This window comes from Planotetraspora silvatica (assembly GCF_016863315.1).
GTDB lineage: Bacteria > Actinomycetota > Actinomycetes > Streptosporangiales > Streptosporangiaceae > Planotetraspora > Planotetraspora silvatica.
Map to the genome: position 1 here is coordinate 118,603 of NZ_BOOQ01000003.1, position 18,968 is coordinate 137,570.

General features: G+C 67.4%; 18 protein-coding genes. 9 read left to right on the forward strand and 9 right to left on the reverse strand.

Annotated elements, in window-relative coordinates; all coding sequences use genetic code 11:
- Window position 1 precedes the first annotated feature (1 nt).
- The 5 genes from murJ to trxA all read left to right on the forward strand — a co-directional run bounded on the left by murJ (window position 2) and on the right by trxA (window position 5,433).
- On the forward strand, window positions 2-1,600 hold the full coding sequence (gene murJ / locus Psi02_RS03740; RefSeq protein ID WP_203971836.1) for a murein biosynthesis integral membrane protein MurJ: 1,599 nt from the start codon (window positions 2-4) through the stop codon (window positions 1,598-1,600).
- 201 nt (window positions 1,601-1,801) lie between these two features.
- The gene (locus Psi02_RS03745) at window positions 1,802-3,307 is read left to right on the forward strand and encodes a protein kinase family protein (RefSeq protein ID WP_203971838.1); all 1,506 of its coding nucleotides are present in this window, start codon (window positions 1,802-1,804) and stop codon (window positions 3,305-3,307) included.
- Window positions 3,308-3,315: 8 nt separating this feature from the next.
- On the forward strand, window positions 3,316-3,945 hold the full coding sequence (gene sigM, locus Psi02_RS03750; RefSeq protein WP_239094581.1) for an RNA polymerase sigma factor SigM: 630 nt from the start codon (window positions 3,316-3,318) through the stop codon (window positions 3,943-3,945).
- Between the two features lie 170 nt (window positions 3,946-4,115).
- The gene (gene trxB / locus Psi02_RS03755) at window positions 4,116-5,045 is read left to right on the forward strand and encodes a thioredoxin-disulfide reductase (RefSeq protein ID WP_203971840.1); all 930 of its coding nucleotides are present in this window, start codon (window positions 4,116-4,118) and stop codon (window positions 5,043-5,045) included.
- A 64-nt stretch (window positions 5,046-5,109) separates the two neighbouring features.
- A complete protein-coding gene (trxA, locus tag Psi02_RS03760; protein WP_275409560.1) occupies window positions 5,110-5,433 on the forward strand; it encodes a thioredoxin in 324 nt (107 codons plus the stop codon).
- Between the two features lie 225 nt (window positions 5,434-5,658).
- Here trxA and Psi02_RS03765 read toward each other — a convergent pair whose 3' ends face one another.
- Window positions 5,659-6,276 (reverse strand): GNAT family N-acetyltransferase, encoded by a 618-nt coding sequence (locus Psi02_RS03765; RefSeq protein WP_203971842.1) that lies wholly within the window; start codon window positions 6,274-6,276, stop codon window positions 5,659-5,661.
- Window positions 6,277-6,654: 378 nt separating this feature from the next.
- Here Psi02_RS03765 and Psi02_RS03770 point away from each other — a divergent pair, with 378 nt between their 5' ends.
- Window positions 6,655-7,887, forward strand: a complete 1,233-nt coding sequence (locus Psi02_RS03770) for an aminotransferase-like domain-containing protein (protein WP_203971844.1) — start codon at window positions 6,655-6,657, stop codon at window positions 7,885-7,887.
- Window positions 7,888-8,046: 159 nt separating this feature from the next.
- On the forward strand, window positions 8,047-8,997 hold the full coding sequence (locus Psi02_RS03775) for a D-alanine--D-alanine ligase family protein (RefSeq protein ID WP_203971846.1): 951 nt from the start codon (window positions 8,047-8,049) through the stop codon (window positions 8,995-8,997).
- 183 nt (window positions 8,998-9,180) lie between these two features.
- Here the strand turns inward: Psi02_RS03775 and Psi02_RS03780 are convergent, their stop codons facing one another.
- The 8 genes from Psi02_RS03780 to rpmH form a co-directional block, all read right to left on the reverse strand.
- Window positions 9,181-10,140 carry a ParB/RepB/Spo0J family partition protein gene (locus tag Psi02_RS03780; RefSeq protein WP_203971848.1) on the reverse strand — a complete coding sequence of 320 codons (960 nt, stop codon included), beginning with the start codon at window positions 10,138-10,140 and terminating at the stop codon, window positions 9,181-9,183.
- Window positions 10,141-10,702: 562 nt separating this feature from the next.
- Window positions 10,703-11,554, reverse strand: coding sequence for a ParA family protein (locus Psi02_RS03785; RefSeq protein ID WP_275415142.1), 852 nt, complete (start codon window positions 11,552-11,554; stop codon window positions 10,703-10,705).
- Between the two features lie 230 nt (window positions 11,555-11,784).
- Window positions 11,785-12,474: a 16S rRNA (guanine(527)-N(7))-methyltransferase RsmG gene (rsmG, locus tag Psi02_RS03790; protein ID WP_203971852.1), complete on the reverse strand. Its 690-nt coding sequence runs from the start codon at window positions 12,472-12,474 to the stop codon at window positions 11,785-11,787.
- Window positions 12,475-12,680: 206 nt separating this feature from the next.
- Window positions 12,681-13,175 carry a Jag family protein gene (locus tag Psi02_RS03795; RefSeq protein WP_203971854.1) on the reverse strand — a complete coding sequence of 165 codons (495 nt, stop codon included), beginning with the start codon at window positions 13,173-13,175 and terminating at the stop codon, window positions 12,681-12,683.
- Between the two features lie 19 nt (window positions 13,176-13,194).
- Complete coding sequence (yidC, locus tag Psi02_RS03800) at window positions 13,195-14,148, reverse strand: membrane protein insertase YidC (protein ID WP_203971856.1); 954 nt, start codon at window positions 14,146-14,148, stop codon at window positions 13,195-13,197.
- A 4-nt stretch (window positions 14,149-14,152) separates the two neighbouring features.
- The gene (gene yidD, locus Psi02_RS03805) at window positions 14,153-14,476 is read right to left on the reverse strand and encodes a membrane protein insertion efficiency factor YidD (protein ID WP_203971858.1); all 324 of its coding nucleotides are present in this window, start codon (window positions 14,474-14,476) and stop codon (window positions 14,153-14,155) included.
- On the reverse strand, window positions 14,473-14,850 hold the full coding sequence (gene rnpA, locus Psi02_RS03810; RefSeq protein WP_203971860.1) for a ribonuclease P protein component: 378 nt from the start codon (window positions 14,848-14,850) through the stop codon (window positions 14,473-14,475). Before rnpA ends, yidD begins: the two co-directional genes overlap by 4 nt.
- A gap of 71 nt (window positions 14,851-14,921) precedes the next feature.
- Window positions 14,922-15,059 carry a 50S ribosomal protein L34 gene (gene rpmH / locus Psi02_RS03815; RefSeq protein WP_203884487.1) on the reverse strand — a complete coding sequence of 46 codons (138 nt, stop codon included), beginning with the start codon at window positions 15,057-15,059 and terminating at the stop codon, window positions 14,922-14,924.
- Window positions 15,060-15,647: 588 nt separating this feature from the next.
- Here rpmH and dnaA point away from each other — a divergent pair.
- Both dnaA and dnaN read left to right on the forward strand, forming a co-directional pair.
- A complete protein-coding gene (gene dnaA, locus Psi02_RS03820) occupies window positions 15,648-17,267 on the forward strand; it encodes a chromosomal replication initiator protein DnaA (protein WP_203971863.1) in 1,620 nt (539 codons plus the stop codon).
- Between the two features lie 526 nt (window positions 17,268-17,793).
- A complete protein-coding gene (gene dnaN / locus Psi02_RS03825; RefSeq protein WP_203971865.1) occupies window positions 17,794-18,933 on the forward strand; it encodes a DNA polymerase III subunit beta in 1,140 nt (379 codons plus the stop codon).
- The last annotated feature ends 35 nt before the right edge of the window (window positions 18,934-18,968 follow it).

Here is an 18,968-nt window from a genome sequence, read left to right on the forward strand (position 1 = left end):
TATGAGCAGGATGCTTCGGGCCAGCGCGATCATGGCGGCCGGCACGATGGTGTCCAGGCTGACCGGCTTCCTGCGTACGGCGGTGCTCGCCGCGGCCATCGGCACCTTCGCGCTCGGTGACGCGTACAACGCCGCCTACCAGATCCCGTTCATCCTGTTCGACCTGCTGATCGGCGGCGTGCTGAGCAGTGTGATCGTCCCGATGATCGTCCGCGCGAAGAAGCGGGACGCGGACGGGGGGCAGGCCTTCGAGCAGCGGCTGATGACGCTCGCGATCGTGGTGCTCACCCTGATCGCCGCCGTCGGCGTGCTCCTCGCACGACCGATCATGGAGCTCTACACGGCGTCCAACTGGTCGTCGTACAAGATCGACGTGGCGAGCACGCTCGCCAGGTTCATCCTCCCGCAGATCGCGTTCTTCGGGATCGGCGCCATGGCCGGCGCGATCCTGAACACGCGGGACAGGTTCGCCGCACCCATGTGGGCGCCGGTGCTCAACAACCTCGTCGTGATCGGGGTGGCGATCGCCTACCTGGCCGTCGGGTCGTCCGACATCGAGCACGTCACCCACCAGGACCTCACGCTGCTCGGCGTCGGCACCACGGCCGGCATCGTGGTCCAGTCGATCGTGCTGGTCATCGCACTGCACCGGGCCGGTTTCCGGTTCCGGCCCCGCCTCGGGCTGCGTGACACGGGACTCGGCGAGACCGCCAGGACGGCGGTGTGGACCTTCGCCTACGTCGGCATCACCCAGTTCGGCTTCTGGGTCACCACCAAGCTCGCCACCGGCGCCGGCGAGCGGGCCCCCGGAGCGGGCAACAGTTCCTACTCCTACGCGTTCCAGCTGTTCCAGTTGCCGTACGGGATCATCGCGGTGTCGGTGATCACGGCGATGCTCCCCCGGATGAGCCGGTACGTCGCGGACGGGGAGTTCGACGCGGCCCGGACGGAGTTCGGCTCCGGAGTGCGCCTCGTCTCGTCGGTCATCGTCCCGGCCGGCCTGCTCCTGATGGTCCTGGGCCCCGCCGTCACCACGCTGATCTTCTCGTGGGGCAACATGACCGCGGCCAACGCGCTCTACATCGGCAACGTGCTGCAGGTCTTCGGGCTGGCGCTCGTGCCGTTCTCGATCTTCCAGCTTCTCCTCCGGGTCTTCTACAGCTTCGGTGACACGAAGACCCCGGCGCTTATTGCTGGAGTAAATGTCGCAATAAATGCAAGTTTGAGCCTTATTGCGTATTTCACGCTTCCCGCCCGGTACATCGTGATCGGTCTGGCCTTCGCGTTCACGTTGACGTACGTGATCGGCAGCGGCATCGCCTGGCTGCTGGCGAGCCGGAGGATCCGCGGTCTCGGCGGCCGGTCTGTGGCGTCGGGGCTTTCCCGAATGTACGTCGCGGCGATCCCCGCAGCCGTCGTCGCGCTGGCCGTCCTCTGGCTGACCAGGGAGATCACACCGATCACGGCGCTCAGCTCCGCGGTCATCCTCGCGGCAGGCGGCGGCTTCGGCCTGCTGCTCTACCTGCTGGCCGCGCACCGGATGCGTGTCACCGAGGTGAGCTCCATCATTGGACTCGTTACGAGCCGGGTAGGACGGTAAGAGTCCTCGAGAGTGACCGAACGGTAGAGGCTTGACCAAAAGTCCGATTCAGACCTCTTCGATCGGGAAGGCGGGCAGGACCGGCACGGCACTAGCATGGTGCGCCTAGAGTTCGACCGGCGAGCGGAAGCGGGAAGGCGTGGGCGAAACCACCCGGCATCGGCTGATGCATGCCGATGAGCCGCGGATTGAGGCGGCCCTATGAGTATGTCCGCAGTCGAACCAGGGACCCGGCTGGCGAATCGTTTCCGGCTGGAGGACAGGGTCACCGAATTCGGCGGTGCGACGCTCTGGAAGGCCATCGACGAGATCCTCGCCCGGCCGGTCGCCGTCCACACCTTCAGCCCCGAGTTTCCCCGCGTGAACGAGGTGGTGCTGGCCGCGCGCGCGGCCAGCCGCCTCACCGATCCCCGTCTCACCCAGGTGTTCGACGCGGCCGACCAGGACGGCACCGCCTACGTGGTCAGCGAGTGGGTCAGCGGTGAGTCCCTCCTCGACCTGCTGACCAGCCGGCCGATCGAGCCCGAACGCGGCGCGGCGCTGGTGGCCGAGGCCGCCGAGGCGCTCGCCCACGCCCACGCGGCGGGCCTCACGCATCTCCATCTGACGCCCAGTCGCCTCGTCTGGACGAGTGGCGGCACCGTCAAACTGCTCGGCGTCGCGGTCGACGCTGCGATCCTGGGCCTGTCGAGCGACGATCCGGTCCGGGAGGACACCGAGGGGCTGGGACGCCTCCTGTACGCCGCCGTGACCGGCCACTGGCCAGGCGACATGGACTGCGGACTCCCTCCCGCCCCCCTCGACTACGGACGGCTGTGCACGCCTCGTCAGGTGACCGCGGGCGTCCCGGGCTATCTCGACGCCATCACCTGCCGGGTGCTCCTCCAGGAGCCCCGCCGGGGCCAGCCGCCGCTGACCACCCCCGCGGAGGTCGCCGAGGCGCTCTCCGAGGTGCCACGGCCCACGCCCGCACCGATCTCCTCCGCGCCACCCTCACTGAACCTGCGTTCCGAGGCGCCGGACACGATGGACCCGTGGCCGACGCCTTCTCCGCAGCCTCCCGTCCAGGGATCGCAGCACGGTCAGCGCTCACAGACCGGACCCGCGAGCAAGGTCCTTCTGACCATCATCGTGTTGCTGGTCATGGCCGCCGTCGGCCTCGGCGCGTGGACCGTGGGCAAGAATCTGGGCAACACCCCGCCGGTGGCTCACAACAGCAGCAGCGGCCCCACGTCCTCCGCACCCTCGGCCAAGCCGGTCACCGTCAAGCCGGTCAGCGCCACGGGCTTCGATCCCCTGGGTGACGACAAGCAGGAGAACCCCGAGTACGCGGACGCGGCGATCGACGGCAAGTCCTCGACCGACTGGCACACCGACACGTACAAGAGCGCCGAACTGGGGCGGCTCAAGTCGGGTGTCGGCCTGATCCTCGACATGGGCAAGCCGATTCAGGTCTCCAACATCACCCTCTCGCTGCCGGAGGCCGACGGCGCGAGCGTGGAACTCAGGGTCGGCGACGCCGCCGATCTGTCCTCGCTCAAGTCCGTGGCCAAGAACGAGAACGCCTCCGGGTCGGTCACCCTCACGCCGAGCAAGGCGGCGACCGGTCAGTACGTCCTGGTCTGGTTCACGCGACTGCCCTACTTTGATGGGAAGTATCGCGGGACAATTTATGACATACTGGTCCATTCTCCCGCATCCGCATAGCAGGGTATGTGACCTACTCAGACGATCCCCCGCCCGCTGAGCACATAACGCGCCCGGCGCTGACGGATGCCGATCTTCTGAGTCGTCACCTCGGGGGCGATCCCGACGCGTTCCGCGAGATCGTCAAACGACATCGCGAGCGCCTGTGGGTGGTCGCCCTGCGGACGCTGGGCGACCCCGACGAGGCGGCGGACGCCGTACAGGACGCCTTCGTCTCCGCCTACCGCAAGGCGGGGAGCTTTCGGGGCGAGGCCGCGGTCACCACGTGGCTTCGCCGCATCGTGGTCAATGCCTGTCTCGACCGGATGCGCCGCAAACCGGTACGGCCCGTGGCCGACGACGAGCTCATCGAAGCCGCCGACCGGGAGGTCTCTCTCGCGGACCAGACGGACGAGCATGAGATCTCGATGGAGATCGAGGCGGCGCTCAAGCGCCTTCCCATCGACCAGCGGGCGGCTCTGGTGCTGGTCGACATGATGGGGTACTCGGTGGAGGACGCGGCCACCGTGCTCGACGTACCGGCGGGAACGGTGAAGAGCCGCTGTTCCCGCGGGCGGGCCAAACTCGTGCCCATGCTCTCGCATCTACGGAGCCGGCCGGGCCTGACCAGAGGACCGAAGGTCGCCAGGGCCTCCTGAGGGTCAGGCCACACGATCGCGTCGGGTACGGACAGAGACCTCACCAGGCGAAATCCGTCACTTCGGCACCACGGATGGGGCGTCGTGTCCGCCGTGACCGTAGCGGGAATCCTGAAGACCTAGGATCTGTTGACGCCACTGCATCGAACAGCACCCGGAAGGCGAATCCGTTGAGCGACGTCCGTAACGTGATCATCATAGGGTCGGGCCCCGCCGGCTACACGGCGGCCGTCTACTCCGCCCGAGCCGATCTCAAGCCGCTCGTGTTCGAAGGATCGGTCACCGCCGGCGGCGCTCTCATGAACACCACCGATGTGGAGAACTTCCCCGGCTTCCCTGACGGGATCATGGGTCCTGACCTGATGGACAACCTGCGCAAGCAGGCGGAGCGGTTCGGCGCCGAACTGGTGGCCGACGACGTGACCGAGGTCGACCTCGCGGCCGATCCCAAGGTCGTCAAGACGCACACCGACACCTTCTACGCGAAGTCCGTGATCCTCGCGACCGGGTCGGGCTACCGCGAACTGGGGCTGCCGAACGAGAAGCGCCTGTCCGGCCGCGGCGTCTCCTGGTGTGCCACCTGTGACGGGTTCTTCTTCCGCGACCAGGACATCGTGGTCGTCGGCGGGGGCGACACCGCGATGGAGGAGGCGACGTTCCTTACCCGTTTCGCCAAGTCTGTGACCATCGTGCACCGGCGTGACGAGCTGCGCGCCAGCAAGATCATGCAGGATCGGGCGTTCGGCAACGAGAAGATCCGTTTCGTCTGGGACAGCGAGGTCGTCGACATCCTGGGCGACACGCGCGTCTCCGCGGTGCGCGTACGGAACCTCAAGACGGGTGAGGAGACCGAGCTTCCCGCGTCCGGTCTGTTCATCGCCATCGGCCACGATCCGCGCACGGATCTGGTCCGGGGGCAGATCGACCTGGACGACGAGGGATACATCCTGGTCGACGCCCCGACGACGAAGACCAACCTCGACGGGGTGTTCGCGGCCGGCGACGTCGTCGACCACACCTACCGGCAGGCGATCACCGCGGCGGGGACCGGATGTGCCGCGTCCCTCGACGCCGAGCGCTGGCTCACCGACCACAGCTGACGCCGGGAATGCGCGGGCAGGCTCCGCGGTTACACCGACCACACAGATCAAGGGGAGAGATACCTTGGGCGCCATCAAGAGCGTGACCGACGGCACCTTCGATGCCGAGGTCCTCAAGAGTGACAAGCCGGTCATCGTGGACTTCTGGGCAGAGTGGTGCGGTCCTTGCCGCCAGGTCGCCCCGATCCTCGAGGAGATCGCGAGCGAGAACGCCGAGAAGCTGACCGTGGTCAAGCTGAACATCGACGAGAACCCGGCGACTCCGCGCGACTACGGCGTGCTCCAGATCCCCACGCTGAACGTCTACAAGGGTGGAGAGGTCGTGAAGCAGATCATCGGCGCCAAGCCGAAGGCGATGCTGCTCCGCGAGCTCGAGGGCATCATCTGACGGTCGTGCCCCCTGCGGCGTGAGCCGTACCACCGCCTTTCCGGCGGAACACACCCACAAGAGAGCCCCTCTCGCCCAGCGGCGCGGGGGGCTTTCGGGTTTTCACGACGCCGCCGGTCGAACGTGGGTGCTTTCACGGCCCGCGCCGGCTTCGGACGGCCCGGCCCTACCGCTCTGACGGTTCCCAAGAGGTGGCTGGGGCGAGGGCGACGGGCTGAGATCGTCTCAGACGGGCCGTAGCGCTCTCTCTGGACTCATTGATCCAAGAAGGCGTTCAAGGGCCACCTCGACGTCCTCACGCCACGAGACGGCCGTCTTGAGCTCCAACCGGAGCCGGGGGAAGCGCAAATGTGGGCGAACTGTTTTGAAACCAACCGAAAGCAGATATTCGGCTGGCATGACGCAGCTGGGCTGTTCCCATTTCAGGTCGCCGAACGCCTCGATCGCCCGCACTCCCCGGCGCGTCAGGTCCTTGGCCACCCCCTGGACGAGCATCCGGCCGAGCCCTCCCCCGGAGAACTCGGGCATGATGTGCGCCGTCATGAGCAACACCGCGTCGGAGCTGACCGGCGAGGTCGGGAAGGCGATCGAGCGGGGCACGTAGAGCGGAGGCGCGTAGAGCACGAATCCGGCGGCCACTCCGTCGACATAAACGATCTTCCCGCAGCTCCCCCAGTCCAGGAGCGTTCCGGAGATCCACGCCTCCTTCTCCAGGCCCGGGTCGCCGGCCTGTACGGCACGCTCCCCACCGACGGGGTCGAGCTCCCAGAACACGCACTGCCGGCAACGGCGTGGCAGGTCGTCAAGGTTGTCGAGGGTGACGTTGGCCAGCCGACGCGACACGTGTTGCCCCAATCCCCGCCAGGAGTGTTGCCAGGAAAAGCGCGCGAATACGGCGTCTCCAGCTGGCATCGTAACCCAGGGAAAGGGGGCGGAGGCCGGACGCCACAACCTTCCCCCGCCCCTGTTTCCACGGGTGTCAGAGCCCGTCTCCGGAGCCGTCTCCGGCCGCCCGCCGACGTTGCGGAGCGGCAAGGCCGAGCGCCCTTCATGGTCAAGGCCCTGCTGTGATCGGCGTGGCGCGCTACCGTACTCTGGATTTCTCGGCTACGTGATCGGAGGTGGACCGTGACCCATGAACTCGATCACGGTCGAACGAACGCGGCCCAAGGGTCGCGAATTGACGCCTACATCGACCGGTACGCAGCACGCGCAGCCGGCATGGTCGCCTCCGAAGTCCGAGCTCTTTTCGCCGTCGCATCGAGGCCCGAGGTGGTCTCGCTCGCCGGCGGCATGCCGTACGTCACGGCCCTCCCCCTCGACGTGGTCGGCGAGCTCGTCGCCGATCTCGTCGCCAAACGTGGTCCCGTCGCCCTGCAGTACGGCTCGGGCCAGGGAGACCCCGACCTGCGCGAGCAGATCTGCGAGGTCATGCGGATGGAGGGCATCGAAGCCGGCGCCGACGACGTCGTCGTCACCGTGGGCTCTCAGCAGGCCCTCGACCTGATCACCCGGATCTTCATCGACCCGGGTGACGTCGTTCTGGCGGAGGGGCCCTCCTATGTGGGCGCGCTCGGGACGTTCGGCGCCTACCAGGCCAAGGTCGTGCATGTCGCCATGGACGACCAGGGGCTCATTCCCGAGTCACTCGCGCAGACCATCTACGCGCTGCAGACGGCGGGGAACCGCATCAAGTTCCTCTACACGATCCCGACCTTCCAGAACCCGGCCGGGGTCACGCTCAACGAGGTCCGCCGCCGCCAGGTTCTCGAGATCTGCCAGCGGGCCGGAGTCCTGGTGGTCGAGGACAACCCCTACGGGCTGCTCGGTTTCGACGGGGAGCCGTTGCGCGCACTGCGGGCCGACGATCCTGACGGTGTCGTCTATCTCGGCTCGTTCTCCAAGACGCTGGCGCCGGGCTTCCGCGTCGGCTGGGCACTGGCTCCGCACGCGGTCCGCGACAAGCTCGTGCTGGCGATGGAGTCCGCGGTGTTGTCGCACTCGACCTTCACCCAACTCGCCGTCGGGCAGTACCTCGCGACCCAGCCCTGGCGTGAGCAGATCAAGACCTTCCGGGAGCTCTACCGCGAGCGGCGCGACGCGCTGCTCAACTCGCTCGAGGTGTTCATGCCGGCCGGGTGCTCCTGGACGCGTCCCTCCGGCGGCTTCTTCGTCTGGATGACCCTGCCCGAGGGGCTCGACTCCAAGGCGTTGTTGCCGCGAGCGGTCGCCGAGCGCGTCGCGTTCGTCCCGGGGACCGGCTTCTACTCCGACGGCGGCGGCGCGCAGCACATGCGACTGTCCTACTGCTATCCCCAGCCCGACCGCATCCGCGAGGGTGTGCGCCGCCTGGCCGGGGTGATCGAGCAGGAGCTGCAGCTGCGCGACACGTTCGGCACGGGAGCCGCCCGCTGGCACGCCGGAATCGACACGCCCGGCCCAGATCTCGCCTGAGGACAGGTGGGGCTAGCCTGATCGGGCCCGCCCTACAGGACTCCTGCGCGAGAGAAAGGCCCTCTCCGTGAGCAAGCGACCGACGACCGAACACTTCATGCCCCTGTCGCAGATCGAACCGCAGCCCGTGAACGCCGGGCCGCGCCCTGGGAGGCAGGCATGAGCGATCTCGGCCACGTGCTCGTTCTCGCGGGCGGTCTTTCCTACGAGCGCGAGGTGTCCATCCGTTCCGGACGTCGCGTCGCCGACGTGCTGCGCTCGGCAGGCGTCGATGTCGAGACCCGCGACACCGACGCCTCGCTGGTGCCGGCCGTGTTGGCGGACCCGCCGAACGCGGCGTTCGTGACCCTCCATGGCGGCGCGGGCGAGGACGGCGCCATCCGGACCGTCCTCGAACTGCTCGGCGTTCCGTACGTGGGAGCGACCCCCGACGCGTGCCGGGTGGCCTTCGACAAGCCGACGGCGAAGGCGGTCGTGCGGTCCTGGGGACTGAACACCCCCGATTCGGTCTCACTGCCCAAGGAGACCTTCCATGACTTGGGCGCGACGGCCGTCCTCGCACGGATCGTGGACGGCCTCGGGCTGCCGCTGTTCGTCAAGCCGTCACGCGGCGGCTCGGCACTCGGGGCCTCGATCGTGCGCACCGCCGACGAGTTGCCCGCCGCCATGGTCGGCTGCTTCGCGTACGGCGACACCGCATTGATCGAGAAGTACATCACGGGTGTCGAGATCGCCGTGTCCGTCGTCGACCTCGGTGAAGGTCCGGTCGCCCTGCCTCCGGTGGAAATCGTGCCCGACGGAGGGGTTTACGACTACGCGGCGCGCTACACGGCGGGCCACACGGAGTTCTTCGCCCCGGCCCGGCTGTCCGAGGAGGCGACCCAGGCGTGTGCGGCGATGGCCGTGGCCGCTCACACCGCCCTCGGGCTTCGGGACGTCTCTCGAACCGACCTCATCGTCGACGCCTCCGGCCGACCGTACTTCTTGGAAGTGAATGTCGCGCCCGGCATGACCGAGACGTCGCTTCTGCCGATGGCCGCCGAGGCGGCGGGCCGGGATCTCGGCGCTCTCTGCAAGGGCCTTCTTGAGGCAGCCGCTCGCCGCGGGTGAGGCTCGACGTTTCACGTGAAACACGGCACCGCCGCCTCGGCCGCCACTCCCCCGGCATGGCATGCATCGCCCTGAGCCACACGCGGTCACTCGAACCGCGATGCCGTTTCACGTGAAACATCGACGGCGCAGGGGTGCGGAGACGACGAGTCGCGCTGTTTCACGTGAAACAGCGCCACCCCTCTACTCCGGAGAAAGCCCTCGCATCGCGTTGCTCGCCTCCGGCGCCATTGTGCCGATGATGCGCTCCAGGTCGTCGATCGTGGAGAACTCCACCACGATCTTTCCCTTCCGCTGGCCGAGGTCGACCCTCACCTTGGTCTCGAAATGGTCCGACAGTCGGTCGGCCAGGTGGCGCAGGGCCGGCGCGGTCGGCTGCTTCTTCCTCGGCTGCCGAGGGGCCGGTCCGGAGCTGGCGTCTCCCAACGCCACGATCTCCTCCACCGTCCGGACCGACAGTCCCTCGGCCACGATCCGTCCCGCGAGCCGATCCTGTGCGGCCGGGTCGTCCAGCGAAAGCAGCGCACGCGCGTGCCCCGCACTGATCACACCCGCGGCGAGGCGCACCTGGACGTTCGGCGGGAGGTTCAGGAGCCGAAGCGTGTTGGTGATGTGCGAACGCGACCGGCCGACCTTCCGCGCCAGCACCTCGTGGGTGGCCCCGAAGTCGTCGAGCAGTTGCTGGTAGGCAGCCGCCTCCTCGAGCGAGTTGAGCTGCTCGCGCTGGAGGTTCTCGATGAGAGCCTCGCGCAGCATCTCGTCGTCCTGCGTGCTGCGGACGATGGCCGGGATGGTCTCGAAACCGGCGAGCTGGGAGGCCCGCCACCGGCGCTCCCCCATGATGAGCTCGAACTGGCCGGCGCCCAACGAGCGCACGACCACCGGCTGGAGGAGACCGACCTCCTTGATGGAGGCGGCCAGTTCGTCGAGCCGGTCCTCGTCGAAGACGTCACGCGGCTGGCGGGGGTTGGGAGAGATCGCCGCGACCGGAATCTCTTGGAAGTAGGCCCCGTCGACGGGCTTCAACCCCGAATCCACTGACTCCTCAGCGGGAGAACTCGCTGCGACCGATGGATCCACGATCGGCCCCGTGGGGATCAGAGCTCCAAGCCCCTTGCCCAGTCCCCGACGCTGCTGAGTCACCGCTGCTCCTTACGCACCGCACAGAAGGCTGTGCCCAGCGGCCGAGACCACTGGGCACTTCACGCACACACCACGAGAGGTTACCGCCGCGCGACCCCCGGCATGAGCATCGGCGCACAGAGTCTGGCGCGACGGCAAGCGATGAGATGGGTCAGAGGCCACCACGGGCGGATCCGAGAGCAGGTGATCGGCCGTCCATCCGGCGACTCTCGTTCGGCAAGGCATCCTGCGGAAGAAGCCGGGGGCCGAGTTCGCCCACTGATCCGGCCTGCGGGAGAAGCCGTCCCTCCCCCATCTGTCGCAGTGGTCCACCCGCCACATGAGGAGGTGCCCACCCGGGGCCGAGTGTCGCGGGCGCGTGGCCGATGTCGCGAGGCCGGTATATGGAGGAAGGCCGGAGGGCGACTTCAGAGCGGACGCCTCCGGCCGACGACTGCGATGACGGGGCGACGATCGAGGGTGCGGTGCGGGATCGATCGTCGCGGCTGCGCGACAGGAACGGCTCGACGGTGCGGTGAAGGATCGTCGCGGCCGCGCGTGACGGGAACGATTCGACAGCGGATTACGAGGCTCCCGCGAGTGCCGCCGCCCGGTAGGCGATCTCCCGAGCCGCCTCCATGTACGCCATCGCACCACTCGAACCCGGGTCGTAGGTCATGACCGACTGCCCGTAGCTCGGCGCCTCGGACAGACGGACGCTCCGCGGGATCACCGAGTCGAGAACCGTGTCACCGAAGTGGGACCGCACCTCGTCGGCGACCTGTGACGCGAGCCGCGTACGACCGTCGTACATCGTGAGGAGGATCGTCGACAGCGCCAGCGTCTGGTTCAGATGGACGCGGACGAGTTCGACGTTCTGCAGGAGCTGGCTGAGACCTTCCAGCGCGTAGTACTCGCACTGGATGGGGATCAGCACCTCCTGTGCCGCCGCCATCGCATTCACGGTGAGCAGGCCGAGGGACGGCGGGCAGTCGATGAAGATGTAGTCGAACTCCATGGACTCGAAGGCGGCCAGCGCACGCTTCAGGCGCGTCTCCCTGCCAACCATGGGAACCAGCTCGATCTCCGCGCCGGCCAAGTCGAGGGTGGCGGGCGCACAGAAGAGCCCGGGCATGTCCGGCACCGGCTTCACGATCGACGAGAGCGGCAGGTCGTCCACCAGCACCTGGTAGACCGACGGCGTCCCCGCCCGATGGTCCGTCGCGAGAGCGGTCGACGCGTTCCCCTGCGGGTCCAGGTCCACCACCAGGACGCGCTGCCCGTGCATGGACAGCGCAGCCGCGAGGTTGACCGACGTGGTGGTCTTGCCCACCCCGCCCTTCTGGTTGGACACGGTCAGCACCCGGCAATGGGGAGGCCGTGGCCAGTCCCCGCCACTGCGGGTCGAATATCCGACAGAAGATTCAGCCACCAGTGGGGGTGTGGCTGTTTCACGTGAAACCACGGAGCTCAATGCCTCTCGTACCAACGGTGAATCGCCAGGTTGAAGGGGGGTCTGGGACACGGTCGCCGTCCTTTCGACCTGCGAAACGGAAAATCGAGGCCAGCCAAGCCCCGACGGCCGGCTTGCTGTCGCGATCTCCCAGGGTAGGGCGACCGGACTCGTCGGCCAACCCAGGCCCGCTGTCGCATCCAGCAAGACGCTCACCTCTTCCGTCGCCGCCGTGCACCACGTCCACTCGACTCGGGGGATGCTCCCGCGACTACGCGAACGAGGGTGGCGGGCGGATCGACCCTACCGCGCCCCACCGTAACAAGCTCAGCCGAACGCGCCCCAGACGCCTTCAATTGAGGTCTGGCCGCCTCCAGTTCCTCGACGGCCCGCTCCCCCTTCATCGCCAGCAGCTGCCCGTCCTCGCGGAGCAATGGCAACGACCACTCGAGAAGCCGGTCGAGGGGTGCGACCGCGCGGGCCGTCGCCACGTCGAACGCCCGCTTGCCCGCGAGTTCCTCCGCCCGGCCGCGTACCACCTCGGCGTTGGCGAGATCCAGCGCCTCAACCGCCTCGGACAGGAAGACGGTGCGCCGCAGAAGCGGATCAAGCAACGTCACCCTGATGTCCGGGCGCACGATCGACAGGACCAGGCCCGGCAGACCCGCCCCCGAACCGATGTCGACGACGCGGGCGTCCTGCGGGATCGCCTCGGCGACGACGGCGCAGTTGAGCAGGTGACGCTCCCATATGCGAGGAATCTCACGGGGCCCGAGCAGGCCGCGGACGACCCCCGGCCCCGCGAGCAGTTCCGCGAACAGCCGTGCCCGGCCCAGCGCGTCACCGGTGAAAACCTCCCGCGCCACGATCGGCACTTCGGGCAGCTCGTTGCTCTCCGTCATCACTCACTCATTCGCGAACCGTCTCGGGCCAAGGGTAGTGGCCCATCCCCGCACGAACCTGAAGGTCGTGTCTGACAAATCATGCCCTGCCACGAGGGACTCAGCAGGCGCGTGGCCCACGATCCATCGCTTGAACGGCCGAGCCTGTGGAAACGACAAAGCCGCCGGCTCCAAGGGAGTCCGGCGGCTTTCCGTACGAAGAGAGACTAGACGGGGAGGACGACGACGAATCGACGCGGCTCCTCCCCCTCCGACTCGCTCCTGAGCCCGGCCGCGGCGACCGCGTCGTGCACGATCTTCCGCTCGAAGGGTGTCATCGGCTGCAGGGCCTTGGGTTCCCCGCTGCGCTTGACGTCGTGGGCCGCGGCAGAGCCGATCTTGGTGAGTTCCACCCTGCGGCGCTCGCGGTAACGACCGACGTCGAGCATGAGCCTGGAGCGCTCACCGGTCTGCCGGTGCACCGCGAGGCGGGTGAGCTCCTGGAGGGCTTCGAGCACCTCACCGGCGGGACCCGTCAGGTCGACGCCCTTGATGTCGACGACCGACACCAGGGCGCGATCCCCTTCGACGTCCATGTCGATGTCGCCATCGATGTCGGCGATGTCGAGGAGGCCCTCGAGGTAGTCGGCCGCGATCTCCCCCTCCTGCTCCAACGCCTCGACGTCGGGAGCAGGCTTCGGGCTGTCCTCAGCTTCGGTCACGTCCGGGACTCTCCTTCTGCTACGGCTTCTTGCTGCCGGTGCGCTTGCTACGGGGCTGGCGCGTCGGCTGCTGACGGACGATCTTAGGCTCTGGCGCCGGTGGCGGCTCCTCAGACGCGGCCTTCGGCTTGCCCACCAGCTTGGTGAAGATGCCGTTGGTCGGCGGGGGCGTCGTCATGTTGCCCTTTTCGTCGACGACCGGCATGGGATGGCGACTGTAGAACCAGTGTTGCTGGCTGAGCGTCCACAGGTTGGTCGTCACCCAGTAAAGGATCAGGCCGAGGGGGAAGTTCAGGCTGAAGATGGCGAACAGCGGCGAGATGTACATCAGGATCTTCTGCTGCTGAGCCATCGGGTTGTCCGGCATCTGCTGCATCGATCGCGTCACGCTCTGCCGGACGGTGAGGAACGTCGTGCCCGAGCTGATCGCGACGAACACGGCGAGCACGATCTTGGTGACCACAGGGTCGGCGCCGAACTTGGAGATCTCACTGGCGCTCGACCAGAAGGTCGCCGGCAGCGGAGCGCCCAGGATGTGGGCCGCACGCGCACTGTCCACCAGCTGGCGCGTCATCCCGAAGGTCGCACGATCCTCGGCGATGGCCCGCAGCACGGTGAACATCGAGATGAAGATCGGGAACTGCGCGACGACCGGCAGGCAGCCGCCGAGGGGGTTGGCCCCGGCCCCTTGATAAAGGGCCATGACCTCCTGGTTCATGCGCTGCTTGTCGTTCTTGTACTTCTTGCGCAGCTCTTGGACCTTGGGCGCGAGCTCCTGCATCTTCCTCGACGAGCGCATCTGCTTCATGAAGAGGGGGAAGATCAGCAGGCGCATCAGCACGGTGAGCGTGATGATGGTGAGCGCCCAGTTGAGCCCGTTATCTGAGGGGATGAATGTGCTGTATCCGGCATGGATCTGGGTGATCACCCAGGCCACAGCCGTGTACAGCCAATTCAGGAATGGCAGCTCCACCGAGCTAGCTCCCTTGCGTTTCGTCGTGAGACCGGACTCGGGGTGGGGGCACCGGGTCGAAACCTCCAGGATGGAACGGGTGGCACCGCCCGATACGCCTAACGGTCAGCCATACCCCGCGTAGTGCCCCATGAACGGTGATCGCCTCGAGGCCGTAGGCGCTGCAAGACGGCTCGAACCGGCAACGCGGGCCGAGCATCGGGCTGATGAAGGCCCTGTAGAACCGGATCGGGACAACCAGAACCCGAGCGACCGGGCCCGCCGAGTCTGGCGGCCGGGTGCCCGTCACCACGATTCCGGACTCCGGAATCGGCTGCTCCGCTGTCATGACCGTCCATCCGTCAGGGTCCGGGGCTCGGACCCCCTCCGCCGGAGTAAACGATCCAGCGCGACGTCGAGTTCGGCGGCCAGATTCTCGCTTCGCGCGGTCGCGGCCGGTGGATTGGCGCGTACCACAAGCAGGCTACCTCTAGGGAGTCGCGCTACACGGTCCCGCATGAGGTGTCTGAGCCTGCGCTTGACCTGGTTTCTGATCACCGCGCCCCCGACCGCCTTGCTCACGACGAAACCCACCACCGGTGGTTCGTCGGTTTCGCGCACAGAAAAATGTGCGACCAGCATGGGACGACCGGCGCGTCGCCCGCGGCGTATCGCGTCGGCGAATTGGTCACCTCGTCGCATCCGCGACGCGGACGGCAGCACCGCGTGTTCCTCTAGGTACGGCTGTCGCCCGCCGACGGAACAGACGGCGGGCGACGGCGGGCTTCTCGTCGTCAGACGGTCAGCTCGGCGCGGCCCTTGCGGCGCCGGCTGGCCAGGATCGCACGGCCCGCACGGGTGCGCATGCGCAGCCGGAAGCCGTGGGTCTTCGCGCGACGACGGTTGTTCGGCTGGTAAGTACGCTTGCTCACGAGTGGGCTCCCAAGACTTCAGATACGCACGCAAAGTTTGCGGGCGCGGGACATTCCAAGGTTACGGCTCGTCAGCTGCGTGGGCATGCGAAATAGCCGTCGCGTGATTAGCCGACCGGCATACGTTACGGGCCGACCCCACGCCAGGTCAAACCCGACCAGCCACTCTATCGCCCTCGGACCGTCGTCCGCCTAATCCGTGAGCGCGTCCACAAGCATGACGATCAAGTGGCCCCGCAGGCCACCCCGGCCGCCGGTCGGCGCCCCGCGACCTCCCCGGCGAGTGCGCGGGACGCCCCGACGCACCGGAAGGAACAAGCGCGTACGGCGGGCGTCCACAGCCCACTACGCTTGTGGACAACGTCTTGAACGCATGTTGCTCCACCGCTACTGTCAACCCTCCGGCCTTTCCCTCTGTCACCGTGAATGCGCCCGGGAAACATCGCACCGACTGTGCACAACATGTGGATCTCATGTGGATCAGCTAACGGGGGCTGAACACCGCCGGGTCATCCCGGGCCGGGCTGGAGTGGAAACGGATTCGCGGCGTGCGAGCGGGGGCCGCGCAAGGGAGGGAGGGGCGGAGCCATGGAAGGCGTCGACCTCAACGCGGTATGGGCTCGGGCGCTCGGAACCCTTCTCGACGAGGGCGTTTCGGGACAACAGCGCGCGTTCCTCCAGATGACCCAGCCGTCCGGGCTCATCAACGACACGATCCTCCTGGCCGCCCCCAACGACTTCGCGAAGGAAGTCCTCGAGGTCCGGTTGCGGCCGCTGATCGCTCACGCGCTTTCCCAGGAGTTCGGCCGCCCTGTGCGGATCGCCGTCATGGTCGATCCCGGTGCGACCTCCTCCACGGGAGTCCAGCACGACGGCTATCCCCAGCCGCAGGATCAGGGTTATCCCCACGGTGGACAACCGCAGCCCGGCTACGGCAGGCAACACCGGTCCGAGCCGCTCAGCCCGTCCACCGACTATCCACAACACCGTCCACAGCAGCAGGGTTTCCCCTCCTTCGGCCAGGACGGCCCGTCGCCCGTGGAGGAGCCGTACGGGTCGCAGCAGTATCCACAGCCGACCCCCGTCTACTCCCCCGAGCCGCCTCCGGCACCGAAGCCCGAGCCCGTGCAGAACCGGTGGGACAGCCGGGGCGCGAGGACCACCAGCGAGCCGGCCCGGCTCAACGCGAAGTACACCTTCGAGACCTTCGTCATCGGTGCGAGCAACCGGTTCGCCCACGCGGCCGCGGTCGCCGTCGCGGAGACGCCGGCCAAGGCGTACAACCCGTTGTTCATCTACGGAGACTCCGGGCTGGGCAAGACGCACCTGCTGCACGCGATCGGCCACTACGCGCAGAGCCTCTATGACGGCGCCCGGGTGAGATACGTGAGCTCCGAGGAGTTCACCAACGACTTCATCAACTCGATCCGCGACCACAAGGCCGACGGCTTCCGCTCGCGGTATAGAGCGGTCGACATCCTGCTGGTGGACGACATCCAGTTCCTGGAGGGCAAGGAACAGACGCAGGAAGAGTTCTTCCACACGTTCAACACCCTCCACAACGCCAGCAAGCAGATCGTCATCTCCAGTGACCGGGCGCCCAAACAGCTCGTCACGCTGGAGGACCGGCTCCGCAACCGCTTCGAGTGGGGCCTGATCACCGACGTCCAGCCGCCCGAGCTGGAGACCCGCATCGCGATCCTCAGGAAGAAGGCCATCCAGGAAGGACTGGCCGCGCCTCCTGACGTGCTCGAGTACATCGCCAGCCGCATCGCCACCAACATCCGCGAGCTGGAGGGCGCACTCATCCGGGTCACCGCGTTCGCCAGTCTCAACCGGCAGTCTGTGGACATCCAGCTGGCCGAGATCGTCCTCAAGGACCTGATCAGCGAGGACGCGAGCCCCGAGATCACGATCTCGCTCATCATGTCGACGACGGCCGAGTACTTCGGAGTCTCGCTCGACGATCTGTGCGGCAGCTCCCGGTCGCGCGCCTTAGTCACCGCCCGGCAGATCGCCATGTACCTGGCCCGTGAGCTCACCGACCTGTCCCTCCCGAAGATCGGGCAGCAGTTCGGCGGCCGCGACCACACCACGGTGATGCACGCGGAGCGTAAGATCCGCTCGCTCATGGCGGAACGGCGCTCGATGTACAACCAGGTCAACGAGCTCACGACCCGGGTTAAGCAGCGCGCACGCAACGCGTGATGCACAGCCTGTGGATATCGCTGTGGATCAAACCCTGCACACACCCGTGAAGCCTTCTGGGCGTCACCGGGCCGTTGGTTACCCGAAATGCGCCATTAAGAGGTGGGGGACGGATGTGGGGAAATCCTGGGGATGGCCTGGGGACTACTCGTGGACGACTTGGGGACGCCCTGTGCGCGACCGGTCCAGACCCCCGCGGCGGCGCCTTCTACCCCGTGGACAACCGGTGGAAACCTCGTGGGTAACTCGTGGATGAAGGGGCCCGAGACTGGGGAACCGCTGTGGGGAAGCAGCCGTCCCCCACAGCAACACAGTTCCCATGCACCTCTCGCCCACACCCGCAGTGGATTAAACCTTGGTCCTGACCTGCGAATATGCTCGACATCCACATATCCACCGCCCCTAATGAGAAGACCTATATATCTCTCTCCTAAGAACTCAAGAACCATAGAAGGGGTTCTGGAGGAGCCAGGGGCTCAGAGAGTGCACACTTGACGATGCAGCGAAATCCAGGAGGCTGATCCCCGTGATGTTCCGGATCGATCGCGACGTGCTCGCCGAAGCCGTGGCGTGGACCGCACGCAGCCTTCCGGCCCGGCCCTCGGTGCCGGTGCTGGCGGGCATGAGGCTCGAAGTCACACAGGAGCAGCAACTCAAGCTCTCCGGCTTCGACTACGAGGTGTCGGCGGAGGTGACCCTCGACCCCCAAGTCGGCGAAGCCGGTGTGGTCCTCGTGTCGGGCAAGCTCCTCGCTGAGATCACCCGGGCGCTGCCCGCCCAGCCGGTCGACTTCGTCGTCGACGGTGCCAAGGCGGTCGTCACCTGTGGAAGCGCGCGGTTCACGCTGCTGACCATGCCGGTGGAGGACTACCCGTCCCTCCCCGCGATGCCGCCCGCCGCAGGCCGGATCGGCAGCGACGTCTTCGCCTCCGCCGTCGGCCAGGTCGCCGTCGCCGCGGGCAAGGACGACACCCTGCCGATGCTCACCGGCGTCCGGATGGAGATCGAGGGCGACACGGTCACCCTCGCGGCCACCGACCGGTACCGCCTGGCCGTACGCGAACTGAAGTGGCAGCCTGAGCAGCCCGACTTCCAGGCGATCGCCATGGTCCCCGGAAGGACCCTGGCCGACACGGCCAAGGCGCTCGGCGCCACCGGGGCTCAGGTCGAGATCGCGCTCAGCTCCGCGGGCGGCACCGGCGAGGGGATGATCGGGTTCTCCAGTTCCGGCCGGCGGACCACGACGCGGCTCCTCGACCCCGAGTTCCCCAAGTACCGCTCGCTGCTTCCGACGCAGTTCTCCGCTCGCGCGGACTTGTCCACAGCCGCGTTCGTGGAGGCCGTCAAGCGCGTCGCGCTGGTGGCCGAGCGCAACACCCCCGTACGGCTGGCCTTCCGCGGTGGGGAGGTCATCCTGGAGGCCGGGAGCGGCGACGAGGCCCAGGCTGTGGAGGCGTTGCCCGTCGAGTTCGACGGCGAGGAGATCAACATCGCCTTCAACCACCAGTTCCTGCTGGAAGGGCTCGGCGCGATCGACTCCGACGTGGCGCGTCTGCAGTTCACGACATCCACCAAGCCCGCCATCCTCACGGGGGGAAAGCCTGTGGATGACGGGGAAATCCAGGACTATCGCTACCTCATCATGCCCATCCGCTTGTCCAGCTGACCCTGGGCGTACCATCTACCGGGGCCGATTTGAGG

Bases quoted from the DNA above. Each gene is read 5' to 3' on its own strand.
- murJ (WP_203971836.1), top strand. From the start codon at position 2: ATGAGCAGGATGCTTCGGGCCAGCGCGATCATGGCGGCCGGCACGATG.
- Psi02_RS03745 (WP_203971838.1), top strand. From the start codon at position 1,802: ATGAGTATGTCCGCAGTCGAACCAGGGACCCGGCTGGCGAATCGTTTC.
- Psi02_RS03770 (WP_203971844.1), top strand. From the start codon at position 6,655: ATGGTCGCCTCCGAAGTCCGAGCTCTTTTCGCCGTCGCATCGAGGCCC.
- Psi02_RS03775 (WP_203971846.1), top strand. From the start codon at position 8,047: ATGAGCGATCTCGGCCACGTGCTCGTTCTCGCGGGCGGTCTTTCCTAC.
- rsmG (WP_203971852.1), bottom strand. From the start codon at position 12,474: ATGACGGAGAGCAACGAGCTGCCCGAAGTGCCGATCGTGGCGCGGGAG.
- yidD (WP_203971858.1), bottom strand. From the start codon at position 14,476: ATGACAGCGGAGCAGCCGATTCCGGAGTCCGGAATCGTGGTGACGGGC.
- dnaA (WP_203971863.1), top strand. From the start codon at position 15,648: ATGGAAGGCGTCGACCTCAACGCGGTATGGGCTCGGGCGCTCGGAACC.